This is a genomic window from Leucobacter ruminantium, from assembly GCF_017565705.1.
Taxonomy (GTDB): domain Bacteria; phylum Actinomycetota; class Actinomycetes; order Actinomycetales; family Microbacteriaceae; genus Leucobacter; species Leucobacter ruminantium.
This window is the reverse complement of sequence record NZ_JAGDYL010000007.1, coordinates 28,185-42,830: the sequence shown is the minus strand read 5'-3', so window position 1 is coordinate 42,830 and position 14,646 is coordinate 28,185. Positions and strand designations below refer to the sequence as shown.

Genomic DNA, 14,646 nt, shown 5'->3' with positions numbered 1-14,646 from the left:
TCCCCACATATAGAGACCCGTCGGGCGACGAAGTCATGCAGCGTTCCGAGATTATTTTTCGCGCAGGTGCTTCAGGCGGTCCTCGAGCAGGCGCCAGTGCGGCGTGCGATCATCGCCCCCGACCTGAGAAGGCCGCGAGGGATCCGCCGCGCGCTGCACGACGCGCTCGCCGCCGGCGCCCTCGACCTTCTGTTCATCGTCGAGCGGCTCCCTCTCATCGTCGGGGCGGTCGGCCTCGGCTTCCACGACCGGCGAGAGATCCCGCTCCGCTGGCGGAGCCCCACCCGGGCTCAGCAGGAGGAACAGGCCGAGGGCGAGCAGCGCCGCAGCACCGCCGAGACTCCCCCAGAGCAAGGCCGTAGGAATCCGGTGGACCTCCGCGGCACCCGGAGCCGTTTCCGAGGGGCTCGATCCCTCGACCGCGGACGCGGGAGCGGCACTCCCCGCCGCCGCGCCGCCACCGGCCGCGGCTGCCCCGACCACCACTGGCCCGAGCCAGGATCGCAGTTGCCCGTTCAGCGTGCGCAGTCGGCGCGCCTGTTCGGCGCACTCGGCGCACTCCTCGGTGTGCGCCTGCACGGCGCGGTGCTGCCGCTTCCCCAGCGAGCCCCGCACGAAACCGGCGAGGAGCATCGGAGCCTCCCCGCAGCCGACGGGCGCCCGGTCGACGTACTGCTGCAGATACGCGGTGCGCAGCGCCTCGCGCGCCCGAGCGAGGCGCGAGATCATCGCGGAGGGTGTCGCGCCGATGCGGGTCGCAGCCCGCTCCTGCGGAATGCCCTCCACCTCCACGAGCCACAGCAGCTGCTGCCAGTCGCCGGGCAGCGAGGCGAAGGCGCGCTGCAGCTGATCGAGCTCGCCGTGACGCTCCGCCGCGTCCTCGGCGGACGTGCTCGCCAGCACGTCGAGCTCCTCATCCGGCACGAGGTCGGTGGCTCCCTCGACCTTCGTGCGCCGCCGCCCTTCGGAACGGATCGCGGTGAAGAGATAGCCGACGAACGATTCCCTGGGGCCGAGCCCGCGGTCCATCGCCTGCAGAGTCTTCGCGAAGGCCTCGGAGACCACATCCTCCGGGGAGACCGGTGGGCGCGCCGCCGCCACGGCTCGAGACAGCGCAGCGTCGCGGTATCGCCGGTACAGTTCGGCGAAGGCCGCGCGGCCTTCCTCCGAGTCCGAGCCCGCCGCTGCGACGCGAACGCACAGCTCCACGTCGCTCAGGCCCGCGAACGAGCCTCCGTCTTCCCGCCCCTTCGCAGCGGTCGACGAGACCGCCCTTCCTTCGTTCCGCACAGATCCGTCCCTACTACCGGATACGACTGAACGGTCCCCCCGACCCGTTTCACTTCCACTCCCTGTCGAAACCATAACATCGAACGGCTTCGAGGACCGGGTCGAGCACGAAGCCCCGCGTCAGACCTCGCCGCGGTTGAGCGCCCAAGAGGCGGTCTCGAACGCGCGCACGGTCCAGAACAGCTTCTCGGCGTCCTGAGGCGTGGGCCAGCTCGACACCTTCACACCGACCACGCCCGTCGCGCGGTTCATGTAGATCATCTGGCCGTGAATGCCGAGAGCGAGCATCACGTCACCGCTCTCCCCCGGGAACCAGAAGCCGTTGCGGTACATGCCTCCCGGCATCAGAGTGGGCGATTCCGCCCGCGCGAAGGCCTCCCGGGAGTCCTCGCCGCCCGCGAAGGTGTCGGCGACCCACCACCCGGGCAGCACGGCAGCCCCGTCGAGCGCGCGGCCTCCGTTCACGAACAGATTGCCGAAGCGGGCGAGATCCCTCACCCCCGCCGACACACCGCCGTCGAACATCCCGCCGCCGGCCGTGTCGATGCCCACGTGCGCGTCGAACTCGGCACCCATCGGCTGCCACAGCCGCTCAGACATCACCTCGGCCGCGTGCACGCCCGCCGCTCCCTCGATGACGAAGCCGAGGGCGTCGGTCTCGCACGATTTGTACGAGAACGGGCCGCCGTGCGGAGCATCCTTCTCGAGGGTCGCGAGAAAGGCGAGCAGCGTGTCGGGCACCTCGGGATGCTTCTTCGGCGCCCAGCCGATCGCCTCCTCGAGCAGGCGCACCTCGGCGTCCTCGTTCAGATACTCCTCCGAGAAGCGCACCCCGGTGCGCATATCGACGAGATGGCGCACGAGCGCGCCGTCGTAGCCCGAACCCGCCAGCCGCGGGACGTAGTGCGTGACCTCGCGCTCGAGGTCGAGCTCGCCGCTCGCCGCGAGCAGCCCCGCGACGGTCGCGGTCAGCGACTTCGACACCGACATCAGCAGGTGCATGCTGCCGGGTGCCAGAGTTCCGAGGTACTCCTCGCCGACCACCGTTCCCCGGTGGGTCACCATCCACCCGTCGGTGTGGGTAGCCCCCATCACCTCGGTGAAGGAGGCCCTGCGATCCTCCCAGGGATGCGGCACGGACAACGATTCGAGGGCCGTCGGGCGGTGCGCGAACTCTGCGACGCGCACCCCCCGGCGAATCTGATGCACGGGAAGGAATGTCTGGATGTTCTGCATCGACCACTGCAGGTAGGGAGCGAACTGCCACTGGTCCAGCGGCGGCACCTCGATCCCGTATCCGGAGGCCGTGCTCATCCCGTATTCGGTCTCGGCAGTCATCCTTTCAGTATCCCACGCGGGGGCTACTTGCCCTTCGCGGGGGCAGGCTTGGGCTGCGGCTCGTCTCCCTCGATGAGCGTCGTGCGGTACATGCCGCGGATCGCGTCGATGAGGTACTTCGCGTGCAGCGTGAGCCCCCCGTGACTGTTCTCGAGGTGCGCCTTCGTGACGAGGATGCCGAGGTCGGCGCCCTTCCAGCGGTACTCGCCCTCCGGGTAGATGCGGAGGAAGAACGCCTCCGACTCGTTGGTCAGGAGGTGCCAGTCGAGATCGCCGTGGCTGTAGACGAGGTTGCCGAAGTGGTCGAGCACGTAGCGGCCGGTACGCGGCGCCGCGTCGATGCGCTCCACCGAGTTGGTCGTGTGCTTGATGACCATGTGGCTCCACTCGTCCTCCGAGGCGAGCTCCTCCCAGCGGGCGTTGATCTCGTCGACATCGATCTCGAAGTCGATGCCGGAGTACTCGAGCAGGTGGAAGGCGAACAGCGGCACGTCGGCGTAGGCACCCGCCGTGACGTTCGTGATCGCCGAGGCGCCGCTGACCCGTGGGTTGAGCTCGCCGAGGTAGACATCGCCGGTATCGGTGTCGAGCAGCACGTCGACCTCGAAGAAGCCGCGGTACCCCTCCTTGCCGAGGCGGTCGCCGAGTTTGCGCACGAGCTGCACGGCCGCGTGACGGCTCTCGTCGTCGAGCACGGTCGGGAACATCTCGTTGCCCGCCCAGCCGCCGCGGTACGGCGTCAGGTCCGCGTGACCGGTGATCTCGGTCATGCAGGGGCCCACCACGGTGCCGTGACGGGTGTTCACGGCCTCGATCGCGATCGGACGGTTGTTGATGCGCTTCATCACCTTGATCTCGACGCCCACCACCTCGTCGGCGATCGCGGCGAACTCCGCCTCGCTCGTCACGAAGTAGGTGGTCTTGCCCGAGTCGCCGTAGGCGGTCTGGATGACGAGATCCTGGCCGAGCTTCGCCTTGTTCGTGACCTTGACGAGCTCGTCCCAGTCCTTGACGGTCGTGAGCACGTTCGGCACGCTCGGCACACCGACGGAGTCGGCGATCTGCGTGGTCACGATCTTGGAGTCGAGCCGCTCACGCAGTGCGTGGCTCGGCAGGATCAGCTCGTAGTCGAGCTCCTCGCAGATCCGCTCGGTCTCCTCGTCGAAGAAGACCATCACGACCTGGGGGCGCTTGCCCGGAGGCGTGCGGCGCTCGATGTGCGCGCGGACCTCGTGGTTGCGCAGCAGCCAGTTGTTGATCTGCTCGCCGCTCTCGAACTCGACGTAGGGCTTGTCCTTCGGGCAGAAGACGCGCGGGTGCGTTCCGTCCCAGCTGTCGTAGTAGCTGATGTAGGAGAAGCCGCGCACCCAGCGGTCGAGGCCGAGCAGGTTGAACGCCGTCGCGCCGACGAAGAACACCGGAGTGTCGCTCGTGCGCAGGTAGTGGCGGATCTCGGAGATGTTCTTGAGCTTGGTGAAGCCGCTGCGGCCGATGGTCACGGGGCCGGTGGCGGGCGCCTTGCGCGGACGCTTGCGGCGGGCGAGCGACTTCTTCTCCGCCGCCGGCTTCGGGGCCGGAGCAGCGGTGCTCACGGCATCGGCCTTCGCGGCCTCGTCCTTCATCTGCGGGGCCTTGGCAGCAGGCTTCGCGGGGGCCTTCGCAGCAGGCTTCGCCGCGGTCTTCGAGGAGGTCTTCGAGGCCGCGCGCTTCGCCGGAGCCTTCGCAGCGGGCTTCTTGGCCGGGGCCTTCTTCGCCTCCTGCGAGGTCTGCGATTCGGCGGGACTCTGCTCCACAGGATCGGTGTTCAGGGTTGACTGAGAAGCCGTTTGACGCGCCATTGCGTTTCCTTCCATCGGATTCGGTAGAGGCATCGTTGCACGAATCCGTCGCGATTCCAAAACGAGCCGAGCCGGGAGTTTTGCGGCTCCTCGTGTGCGAAGGTGTGAGAGCGGGCTGAACCTACCGATTTCGAGTTCATCGTCAGGCTCGAGACGTCGGCCCTCACGATCGGGCGAGGGCTCGAGCCGCTCCGGCGCTACTGCAGCGCGGACGAGAGCCGCGCGAGCCCGTCGAGCAGCTGCGAGCGCAGCGGTTGGCGCGACCACTCGTCGATCGTGAGTTCTCGGGAATTTGCTCGATAGTGGTCGTTCACCCGGTCGAGGTCCTCGATGAAGCCTTTCCCGTGCACGACCATGGAGATCTCCATGTTGAGGCCGAAGGATCGCTGATCCATGTTCGACGACCCCACGACGGCGACGGTGTCGTCGATCGTGAAGTGCTTGGAGTGGAGGATGTAGGGCGGCCGGTACATCCAGATGCGCACCCCGGCCCGGAGCAGCTCCTCGTAGTAGGAGCGCTGGGCGTGATAGACCACGGCCTGATCGCCGATCTCAGAGACGAACAACTCCACGTCGACGCCGCGGGCGGTCGCGGCCCGGAGCGCATTCATGATGGAGCCGTCCGGCACGAAGTAGGGGCTCGTGATGCTGATGCGGCGCCTGGCCGCATAGAGCAGTGCCACGAAGACCTGCAGATTGTTCTCGCCGGCGTAACCGGGCCCGCTCGGCACGATCTGGCAGTCGAGCTCGCCCGGCTTCTCAGCCTCGAAGTCGGCTTCCGCGAGGTGCCGCAGGAACTCGCCGGTCTCCAGGAACCAGTCGCCCTGGAAGACCGCCTCGAGACCCAGCACGATCGGGCCTTCGACGCGCACCATGAGATCGCGCCAGTGCAGGCCGCGGCGGCGGTTCGACGGCTTGTTGTAGCTCGAGTCGACGAGGTTCTGGGAGCCCATGAAGCCCACGCGCCCGTCGATGACGAGCAGTTTGCGGTGATTGCGCAGGTCGGGGCGCTGGTACTCGCCGCGCCAGGGACGCACGGGCAGCATGTAGGCCCACTCCGCTCCGAGGTCGGTGAGGCTCTGCGCCGTGCGCTTCGTGCCGGGGTTGCGCACGGCCGAGATGTGGTCGAGCAGCACGCGCACCTTGACCCCGCGGGCGACGGCGTTGCGCATCGCCGTGAATACGCCGTCGGTGGCCTCATCGTGCACGAGGATGTAGAACTCGACGTGCACGTACTCCCTGGCCTCGTCGATGGCTGCGGCCATGCGGGCGATCGATTCCTCGTAATCGATGCAGATCGAGGCCGTGTTGCCGAGCAGCATCGGCTGCGCTCCGAGGGATCGCCCCAGCCGCACGGCGTTCTCGACCGCCGGGTCGAGGTCGTCGCTCACGGTGACCAGGCTCTTCTCCTCGCGCTGGGCGAGATCGGCGACGAGCTGGTTGATGGCCTCCTGCTTCTGCTCGCGCTGCTTCGGAAGACGTTTGCTGCCGATGATAAGGAAGAGCAGCAGGCCGGGCACCGGCAGCGCGAAGATGGCGAGCAGCCAGGCCATGCCCGCGGTGGGGCGGCGATTGCGCGGCACGACGAAGAGCGCGACGATGCGGATCAGGTTATCGACGATGAGTACCGTCAGCGTCCAGAGGTAGGGCCAGTTGAAGCCGAACCACTCGAGGTCCATGGATGTCCCGCCGTTCGTGTATGCCGCCGTATCCGGCTGCACTCACTCTACCGGGAGCGGGGTCAGGAGTCCTCTCGCAGGGGAAGGCCGGCCTTGGCCCGCTCCTCGTCTTCGATCTGCTGGTAGATGCGGCGCTCGGTGCGATCCGCTCGCAGGATCGATCGCAGCACGAAGAAGAAGAACAGGCCGATCAGCACGGTCGGGGTCAACGACCACACCGCGTTCAGCCACCAGTTATCCATGCTGCACAGTCTACCGGTCGCGCACCGCGCGCTTCCTGTGCGATCGCCACCCCTCGCGGCCGGTCCGGCGAGGCGAAGCCCCACCCCGTCGGCCCGGCGCGAATCGGGGACCCGGTCCCTCGACAAGCTCCTCGCTCAATCAGCGGGCGGGAGCTCCCCGCCCGCTACTTGACGAGCGGGAAGAGGATGGTCTCGCGGATGCCGAGACCCGTCAGCGCCATCAGCAGGCGGTCCATGCCCATGCCCATGCCGCCCGCCGGAGGCATGCCGTGCTCGAGCGCGCGCAGGAACTCCTCATCGACGCCCATGGCCTCGTCGTCGCCGCGCGCGGCCTCGGCGGCCTGCTGCACGAAGCGCTCGCGCTGCACGACCGGGTCGACGAGTTCGGAGTAGCCGGTCGCCAGCTCGAAGCCGCGCACGTAGAGATCCCATTTCTCGACGACGCCGTCGATCGAGCGGTGGTGGCGGGTGAGCGGGCTCGTCTCGACGGGGAAGTCCATCACGAAGGTGGGCCGCGTGAGGCCGTCCTTCACGAAGTGCTCCCACAGCTCCTCGACGAGCTTGCCGTGGTTGGGGAGCTTCACCTGCACGCCCTCCGCCTCGGCGATCTCGAGCAGCTCGGACACGGGCGTCGCAGGGGTGATCTCGCGACCGGCGGCCTCCGAAAGGGTGCCGTACATCGAGATGCGATCCCAATCGCCGCCGAGGTCGAAGAGGGCGCCGTCCGCCCACTGCACGACGTGGGTGCCAGCGCGCTCGGTGCCCTTGTTCACTGCGAGCGCCGCGTTCTGCACCAGCTCCTGGGTGAGATCGGCGATGCCGTTGTAGTCCGTGTAGGCCTGGTAGGCCTCGAGCATCGCGAACTCGGGGCTGTGCGTCGAGTCGGCGCCCTCGTTGCGGAAGTTGCGGTTGATCTCGAAGACGCGCTCCAGACCGCCGACGACCGCGCGCTTCAGGTAGAGCTCGGGCGCGATGCGCAGGTAGAGATCGGTGTCGAAGGCGTTCGAGTGCGTCACGAACGGACGCGCCGAGGCGCCGCCGTGCATCGTCTGCAGCATCGGGGTCTCGACCTCGATGAAGCCGCGATCGGCGAAGGTGCTGCGCAGGCTCGCCATCGTGCGGGCGCGCGTGATGACGTTGGTTCGGGCCTGCGGGCGCTGGATGAGGTCGAGGTAGCGCTGGCGCACCCGCGTCTCCTCGTTCAGCTCGGCGTACATGTTGGGGAGCGGGGCGAGCGCCTTGGCGGCGATCCGCCACTCCTCGACCATGATGGAGAGCTCGCCGCGGCGGCTCGAGATGACCTGGCCGCGCACGAAGAGGTGGTCGCCCAGATCGACGAGTTCCTTGTAGGCCGCGAGCGATTCCTCTCCGACCTCGGCGAGGCTCAGCATCACCTGGATGCGCTCGCCGTCTCCCGCCTGGATGCTGCCGAAGCAGAGCTTGCCGGTGTTGCGCTGGAACACGACGCGGCCCGCGACACCGACCGTCTCTCCGCTCTCGGCGCCGGTCTCGAGGTGGCCCCACTTGGCTCGCACCTCGGCGATGGTGGTGGTGACGGGCACGGCGACCGGGTAGGCGCCCCCGCCGAGCTCGGCGCCCTCGTTCAGCTTGTCGCGCTTGTCGAGGCGCACCCGCTTCTGCTCGAAGATCTCCTCTTCGGTCGCGACGGGCGCGGCTGCGGGCTGCTCGCTCATGGTGGCGGGTTCCTCCAGTGTTTTGGGCGTACCGAGCAAGTCTACCCGCGATGCCGGGGCGAGGGATCCTGCCGGTCGAGCGCGCTCACCCGGCGAGTTCCTCGCCGGGCCTCTGCCCCGCCGCGCGCAGTTCCTCCTCGATGCTCGCGCGCACGATGCCGCCGACGATCCGCGCGGCGTCCTCGATACCCAACTCGTCGAGGCCGTCGAGCGCATTGCGCACGACCGCCCGCGACAGCTCGCCCGCCGCGGCCACCGCCTCGGCGTAGGCCGGACGATCCTGCTCGCTCACGATCACCGGCTCGCCCCCCATCTCGACTGCGAGCGCCTGTCCGATCGGCAGCACGGGACCGGGCGCGGTGACCGCGACGGCGGCTCCGGCGAGGCGGGTGAGGTCGAGGCTCGTGCCGGTGAACACCACGGCCGGGTGCAGTGCGAGCGGGATCACGCCGGCGGCGAGCGCGGGCGCGAACACGCCGTAGCCGTGCTCGGGGGCGGTGTGGACCGCGAGCTGCCCCGGTTGCCAGGCGCCGGTCGCGGCGAGACCGCTCACGAGATCGGGCAGCTCGGATCCCGGGACCGCGAACAGCACGAGTTCGGATCGGCGCACGACCTCGGCGACTTCGAGGATGGGCGCACCGGGCAGCATGGACTCGGCTCGCTCGCGGCTCTCCTCGCTGATCGCGCTGATGCCCGTGATGGCGTGCCCCGCACCGGCGAGCGCGCGCCCGAGCACCGGGCCGACGCGGCCTGAGCCGATGACACCGACGCCGAGTCGCGATGCCTGCGCCGCCGCGCTCACCGTGTCTCCTCGCCGTCGTCTCCGGGCGGGGTTGCTTCCCACGGACCCTTGGCCGAACCCTCGCCCGATCCCTCAGCCGACCCTTCGCCCGATCCCTCTGCCGTGCGCTCCCGGATCTCCTCGCGCAACTCGCGCGCCTCCGTTCCCTGCACGCGCAGCACCTCGGCGGCGAGCTCGTCGAAGGCCGAGCGGGCCGCTTCGAGTTCGATCCCTCGCATCTCCATCCGCACCGGTCCGAGCACCGTGTGCGCCTGCAGCGAGGCGAGGCCGAGGAGCCGGTGCAGCAGCGGGCGGCGCAGCTGCACCGACTGGGCGCGCACGATCGGCATGATCGCGAGGGATCGGGTGAGCACTCCCCTGCGCACGCGCAAGGTCGCCTGAGCCGTGCCCTCGTCCGCGATGCGGATGCCCGCCCGTCTGCGCCCCCACAGCAGCACCCAGGCCGCACGGGGCCCCGCTCGCAGATACCCCTCGCCCGATCCCATCAGGCCGTCGCGGAGCGCGGCCATCTCGTGCTCGTCGTCGCCGACCCCCGGCAGCAGCGTCTCGATGACGCGCAGCACGTCGGCCTCCGGGCCGACCGGCAGCACGACGTTCTGCGATGTGTTCTGACCGCCCTGCGCGACGGAGTGCCCTGCGACGGTGATGCGCACGCGCCACCAGCCGAGGGGGCGCCACAGCAGTGGCTGCCGGGCTTCGACGGCGTGGATGCGGCCGAAGGGGATGGTCTCGGTCGCCGTCGCCGTGAGGCCGGCGCCCGTGCGCACCGAATCGCCGTCGCGGGAGAGCGTGAAGTTGAAGCCCTTGTTGAACTGGGTGAAGAGGATGCTCGCCATGACCAGGATGAGCGGCACGATGCCGAACAGCACTCCGGGAGCGATGAGGGATCCGCCGACGATGACAGCTACCATCAGCACGAGGGTGACGACGGCCTCCCAGCCGAGCGCGATGCCGCCGAGCAGACGACCCACCGGCACCCTCACGAGCGCGTCGGCCGCGATCGCCTCGGGGTCGATGTCGGCGTCTGCGAAGTCGATCGCCCGCTCCGACAGACGGTCCCCAACGTTCGCGAGCACGCCCCGCCCTGCGATGCCGGCGGCGGCCTGGGGCAGGGCAGCCGCGACCGCAGGCCTGCCGCCGCGCTTCATAGCGGCGCGTCGCACGATCTGCTCGCGCACGGTCTTGGCGTCCCGATACCCGAGATAGGCCAGCTCGACCTTGCCGCCCTGCCCGGCGGTGAGCACCTCGATCTTCGTGAGGCCCAGCACGCGGGCCGGCAGCGAGCGCTGCAGGTTGACGCTCTGAATGCGTTCGAGCGGCGCGCGACGGTGCGTGCGGAAGAGCACACCGCGACGCGCCTCGACCGCCTCGTCCGTGATGCGGTAGGTCGAGAACCGCCACGCGATCCACGCGAACAGCACGATCAGCAGCAGCACGGCGAGCAGGGCGCCGAGCACCAGGAGCAGCAGGCCCTGACCAGCCAGATACTCGATCAGACTCACGATGTCGCCGCTCGGGTCGACATCGACGTCGACCCCCGATCCCTCGAACACGCGGTCGGCGAAGAAGAGCTCGACGAAGCGGTCGCGGAAATTCGCGACGACGACGCCGACGATCACGAGCAGCACGAGCCCGCCGCGCAGCAGCGGCGACAGCGGGTGCAGCCGTCGCCAGCCTTCGGCATCGGCCGTGCCGGGCAGGGATCCCTCGGCAATTCCGAGCAGGGACGCCTCCGCCGTATCGGATAGGGATCCGCCGGCAGGCACCGGGTCGAGTCCGCGCTGGTCGTCGTCGGTCACAGACCCGACCTCCGCGACTCGGCGAGCTGCACGAGACGGTCGCGCAGCTGTTCCGCATCCTCGACCTTCAGACCGGGCAGATTGACGCCGGTCGCGGCCGAGGCCGTCACGAACTTCAGGGTGGCGAGGCCGAGGGCGCGCAGCAGCGGCCCCCGCGTCACATCGACCAGCTGCAGCCGCCCGTAGGGCACGGCGATGATGCGCTCGAACATGATGCCTCGTCGGAAGAGCAGGTCGTCCTCGCGCAGGATGTAGCCGATCGCGCGCACCCGGCGGAAGGCGAGCAGCGAATTGACGAGCAGCGCGACGAAGAGCGCTGCGAGGGCGATCGGCACGACGACGGGCGCGTCATCTCTCGCCACCACCAGCACCACGATCAGCACCACGAGCACTGCCGCGTCGAGCAGCAGGTTCAGCACCAGGTCGGCGATCGCGTACTTCGGCGAGACCCGCCGCCATTCGGCATGGGATCCGTCTTTGAGCGCTTCGTCGATCTGCGGCATGCGTTCGTCGTTCACGACACCAGCATAAGACGGGTGCCGCGACGACACCCGAGTGCGCAGTTGCGCGCCCGACCGCTCGAACGCGCCATAAAAGCTCAGAGCGAAGAAAACTCTTGACACCGTCCAAGCATCCCTTCGTAAGGTGAGAGTCCATTCACACGCATATCCGAGCGGCAGGGGTTAACCACGGGGCATCGCCGGAGAGATCGAGAGGTGCCCGATGTCGATTCCCCTCACCTTCCGCCTGGAACCCGCCGACGATCGTCGGAGGCCTTCTCGCAGGCATCTGCGCCGCGTCGAGGACCTGCCCTCAGCCGAACCGCCGCCGGCCGATGAACAGCCGCCCGCTGCCGCACCCCGGCCCGTCTGCCAGGAGCAGCCCGAGCCCCCGCCAGCCTCGGCGATCCGTCGGCTCGCGCTCCTCGCCTTCGAGGTCGTCGAGGGTCACCGCCCGATCGCCCAGCTCGGCTCGCTCGTCTCGGCCGAGGTCATCGATGCGCTCGCGGAGCGGCGGCGCGCCCGCGTGGAGCTCAGGTCGATGATCAGAGACCGCAGACGAGTCGTGCCGACGCCCGGTCGGCCCCGCCTCGACCGCCCGCTGCCGAACGTCATCGAGGGGGTGGTCGTGCTGCAGGCCGAGCCCCGCTGCACCGCTGTGGCATTCCGCCTGGAGATCCGGCGAGACCGCTGGCAGGCCACGCACCTGACGGTGCTGTGAGCGACGGGTGCCCGTCTTCCGCCGATTGAACGAGCGAAGCCCGTTCCACCGATCGAGCGAGCCTTGGGTGAGCGAGCGAAGCGAGTCGGAACTCTCTGTGCGGTGAGGGATCGACAGGGATCCCTCACCGCCTACTCTGCGGAGTCGGCCCGCAGCTTCGACACCTCGTAGAGGGCGACACTCGCGGCGATTCCGGCGTTCAACGACTCGGTGGCGGCGGAGATGGGAATCGAGACGATGGCATCGCAGGTCTCGGTGACGAGGCGCGACAGGCCCTTGCCCTCGCTGCCGATCACGATGACCAGGGGGCGCTCCGCCAGTTCGAGACCGGGCAGTTCCACGTCGCCGCCGCCGTCGAGACCCACGACGAAGAGCCCCTGCTTCTTGAACTCCTTGATCGTCTGGGTCAGGTTCGACGCCATCGCGACCGGGATGCGCGCCGCCGCCCCCGCCGACGTCTTCCACGCGGCCGAGTTGAGGCTCGCCGAGCGCCGCTGAGGGATCACCACGCCCTGACCGCCGAACGCGGCGACCGAGCGGATGATCGCCCCGAGGTTGCGCGGGTCGGTGACCCCGTCGAGGGCCACGATGAGCGGCGTCTCGTCGCGGTCGACGATCTGGTCGAGCATCTCCATCGGATGCGCGTACTCCATCGGCGGCACCTTGAGCACCACGCCCTGGTGCACGGTGTCGCGGTCGGTCATGCGGTCGAGCTCGGGGCGCATGACCTCGAGCACCGGCACCTGGCGGTTGGTCGCGAGGCGCAGGATCTCGCGCATGCGGTCGTCCATCTCGACCCGCGCGGCCACGTACAGCGCTGTCGCCGGGATCTTCGTCCGCAGCGCCTCGAGCACCGCGTTGCGGCCCGTCACGAGCTCGCTGTCGTCGCCCTTGCGCGCCGGGCGCGAGGAGCGCGCGTCGCCGCGGCCGCGCGGATCCAGTCCGTGCCGCTGCCTGGCCGCCTCGTGGCGCTCCCGCGCCTTCTTCGCCTTGTGCGCGGCGTGATACTCGCGGTCCTCGGCCTTCGGCGTCGGCCCTCGGCCTTCGAGCGCCTGACGCCCCTGACCGCCGGAGCCGACGGCCTTGCCGAGGCCCTTCTTTCGCACGGCTCCGGTGCGACTCTTCTTGTTGCTCATACGATGCTCCAGCGTGTTCCGTTCGGGCCGTCTTCGAGCGCGATCCCCGCCGCCAGCAGGCGGTCTCGGATCGCGTCGCTCGCGGCGAAGTCCTTGTTCTTGCGTGCGTCCGCTCGGTCGACGATGAACCCCGTGACAAGCGCTTCCAGCGCGGCGCGCGCAGCACCGGCCTCGTCGTCGCCGGAGCTCCGCCAAGCCGGGTCGAGCGGGTTGATCCCCAACACGTCGAGCATCGCCTCCACCTCCGCGGCGCGCGCCGATGCGGCCTCGTCGTCGCCCGCGTCGAGTGCTGTGTTACCCGCGCGCACGGTGTCATGCAGCACCGCGAGCGCCTGCGGGATCGCGAAGTCGTCGCGCATCGCGTCGGCGAATGCCTCGGGCACCTCCGCGTGCCCGAAGGTGCGGGTGTCAGAGCCGTACATCGTGCTGGAGGTAGCGCTACGACCGTCCTCGGCGACCTGCACCTGGTTCAGGGACGGATCGCGTAGCGCCTCGCGGGCGCGCTCCAGGAACCCCTCGATCCGTTCGAAGGCGGCGGCGGCCTCCGCGAGCGAGTTCTCGGAGAACTCGAGCACCGAGCGGTAGTGGGCGGAACCCAGGAAGTAGCGCAGCACGATGGGTCGGGCCGCCGCCAGGAGGTCTGCGGCGAACAGCGAGTTGCCGAGCGACTTCGACATCTTCTGACCGCCTGTGTTCACGAGGCCGTTGTGGATCCAATGCCGCGCGAAGGGGTGGCCGGCCGCGGACGACTGGGCGAGCTCGTTCTCGTGGTGCGGGAAGCGCAGGTCGAGCCCGCCGCCGTGGATGTCGAACTCCGCGCCGAGGTAGCGGGTCGCCATCGCCGAGCACTCGATGTGCCAGCCCGGCCGCCCGCGACCCCACGGCGAGGGCCACGACGCGCTCTCCGGTTCGTGCTCGCGATGCGCCTTCCAGAGCGCGAAGTCCTGAGGGTTCCGCTTCTCGCGGGCGTTCGCCGAGTCGGCGGCGTCCTCCATCTGCTCGCGCCGCTGCCGCGTGAGCGCCCCGTAGTCGGGCCAGCTCGCGGTGTCGAAGTAGACGCTCGCCGTGCCGTCGGCGGCCCGGTAGGCGTGCCCGCGCTCGATCAGCCGCTCGATCAGCTCGATCATCTCGCGGATGTTCGCGGTCGCGCGCGGTTCGTAGGTGGGAGCGAGAACGCCGAGGGCGTCGTACGCCGCGGTGAACTCCCGCTCCACGCGGTAGGCCAGCGCCCACCACTGCTCGCTCGATCCCTCGCCCTGCGCGATGCGCGCGTTGTCGAGGATCTTGTCGTCGATGTCGGTGACGTTGCGGATCAGGGTCACGTCGTGGCCGGTCGCCTGGAACCAGCGCCGCATCTGGTCGTAGACGAGCGCGCTGCGCAGGTGCCCGATGTGCGGGGCCGACTGCACGGTCGGACCGCACACGTACATGCCGACGCGGCCGGGTTCGCGGGGCGCGAAGTCGACGACCTGCTGCGCGCGCGAATCGTAGATGCGTTGTTTCACCCTCTAAGCCTACCCGCGGCCGGCTCCCCGTTCCCCGGAGAAGAGTCACGTCCAGGCAGGCGATCCCCACCCATGCGGGAACTTTCCGGGGAATCGACCCGC

General features: G+C 69.3%; 12 protein-coding genes. 1 reads left to right on the top strand and 11 read right to left on the bottom strand.

Annotated elements, in window-relative coordinates; genetic code table 11:
* Positions 1-51: 51 nt before the first annotated feature.
* The 9 genes from J4H91_RS05840 to J4H91_RS05800 all read right to left on the bottom strand — a co-directional run bounded on the left by J4H91_RS05840 (position 52) and on the right by J4H91_RS05800 (position 11,200).
* Positions 52-1,290 carry a sigma-70 family RNA polymerase sigma factor gene (locus J4H91_RS05840; RefSeq protein WP_208045328.1) on the bottom strand — a complete coding sequence of 413 codons (1,239 nt, stop codon included), beginning with the start codon at positions 1,288-1,290 and terminating at the stop codon, positions 52-54.
* 120 nt (positions 1,291-1,410) lie between these two features.
* On the bottom strand, positions 1,411-2,628 hold the full coding sequence (locus J4H91_RS05835; protein ID WP_208045327.1) for a serine hydrolase domain-containing protein: 1,218 nt from the start codon (positions 2,626-2,628) through the stop codon (positions 1,411-1,413).
* Positions 2,629-2,651: 23 nt separating this feature from the next.
* Complete coding sequence (locus J4H91_RS05830; protein ID WP_341783456.1) at positions 2,652-4,421, bottom strand: ATP-binding protein; 1,770 nt, start codon at positions 4,419-4,421, stop codon at positions 2,652-2,654.
* A 242-nt stretch (positions 4,422-4,663) separates the two neighbouring features.
* On the bottom strand, positions 4,664-6,145 hold the full coding sequence (cls, locus tag J4H91_RS05825; RefSeq protein ID WP_208045325.1) for a cardiolipin synthase: 1,482 nt from the start codon (positions 6,143-6,145) through the stop codon (positions 4,664-4,666).
* 62 nt (positions 6,146-6,207) lie between these two features.
* Positions 6,208-6,387, bottom strand: a complete 180-nt coding sequence (locus tag J4H91_RS05820; protein ID WP_208045324.1) for a hypothetical protein — start codon at positions 6,385-6,387, stop codon at positions 6,208-6,210.
* Positions 6,388-6,551: 164 nt separating this feature from the next.
* Complete coding sequence (lysS, locus tag J4H91_RS05815; protein ID WP_208045323.1) at positions 6,552-8,081, bottom strand: lysine--tRNA ligase; 1,530 nt, start codon at positions 8,079-8,081, stop codon at positions 6,552-6,554.
* Positions 8,082-8,166: 85 nt separating this feature from the next.
* On the bottom strand, positions 8,167-8,883 hold the full coding sequence (locus tag J4H91_RS05810; protein ID WP_208045322.1) for a DUF2520 domain-containing protein: 717 nt from the start codon (positions 8,881-8,883) through the stop codon (positions 8,167-8,169).
* A complete protein-coding gene (locus tag J4H91_RS05805) occupies positions 8,880-10,682 on the bottom strand; it encodes a PH domain-containing protein (RefSeq protein ID WP_341783455.1) in 1,803 nt (600 codons plus the stop codon). Before J4H91_RS05805 ends, J4H91_RS05810 begins: the two co-directional genes overlap by 4 nt.
* Positions 10,679-11,200, bottom strand: a complete 522-nt coding sequence (locus tag J4H91_RS05800) for a PH domain-containing protein (protein ID WP_424960830.1) — start codon at positions 11,198-11,200, stop codon at positions 10,679-10,681. The genes J4H91_RS05805 and J4H91_RS05800 overlap by 4 nt, the downstream gene beginning before the upstream one ends.
* Before the next feature lie 205 nt (positions 11,201-11,405).
* Here J4H91_RS05800 and J4H91_RS05795 point away from each other — a divergent pair, with 205 nt between their 5' ends.
* On the top strand, positions 11,406-11,903 hold the full coding sequence (locus tag J4H91_RS05795; RefSeq protein ID WP_208045321.1) for an Rv3235 family protein: 498 nt from the start codon (positions 11,406-11,408) through the stop codon (positions 11,901-11,903).
* A 131-nt stretch (positions 11,904-12,034) separates the two neighbouring features.
* On the opposite strand, the gene rlmB is transcribed toward J4H91_RS05795, so the two are convergent.
* Positions 12,035-13,039, bottom strand: coding sequence for a 23S rRNA (guanosine(2251)-2'-O)-methyltransferase RlmB (rlmB, locus tag J4H91_RS05790; protein WP_208045320.1), 1,005 nt, complete (start codon positions 13,037-13,039; stop codon positions 12,035-12,037).
* Positions 13,036-14,544, bottom strand: coding sequence for a cysteine--tRNA ligase (gene cysS, locus J4H91_RS05785; RefSeq protein WP_208045319.1), 1,509 nt, complete (start codon positions 14,542-14,544; stop codon positions 13,036-13,038). The genes rlmB and cysS overlap by 4 nt, the downstream gene beginning before the upstream one ends.
* Positions 14,545-14,646 lie beyond the last annotated feature (102 nt).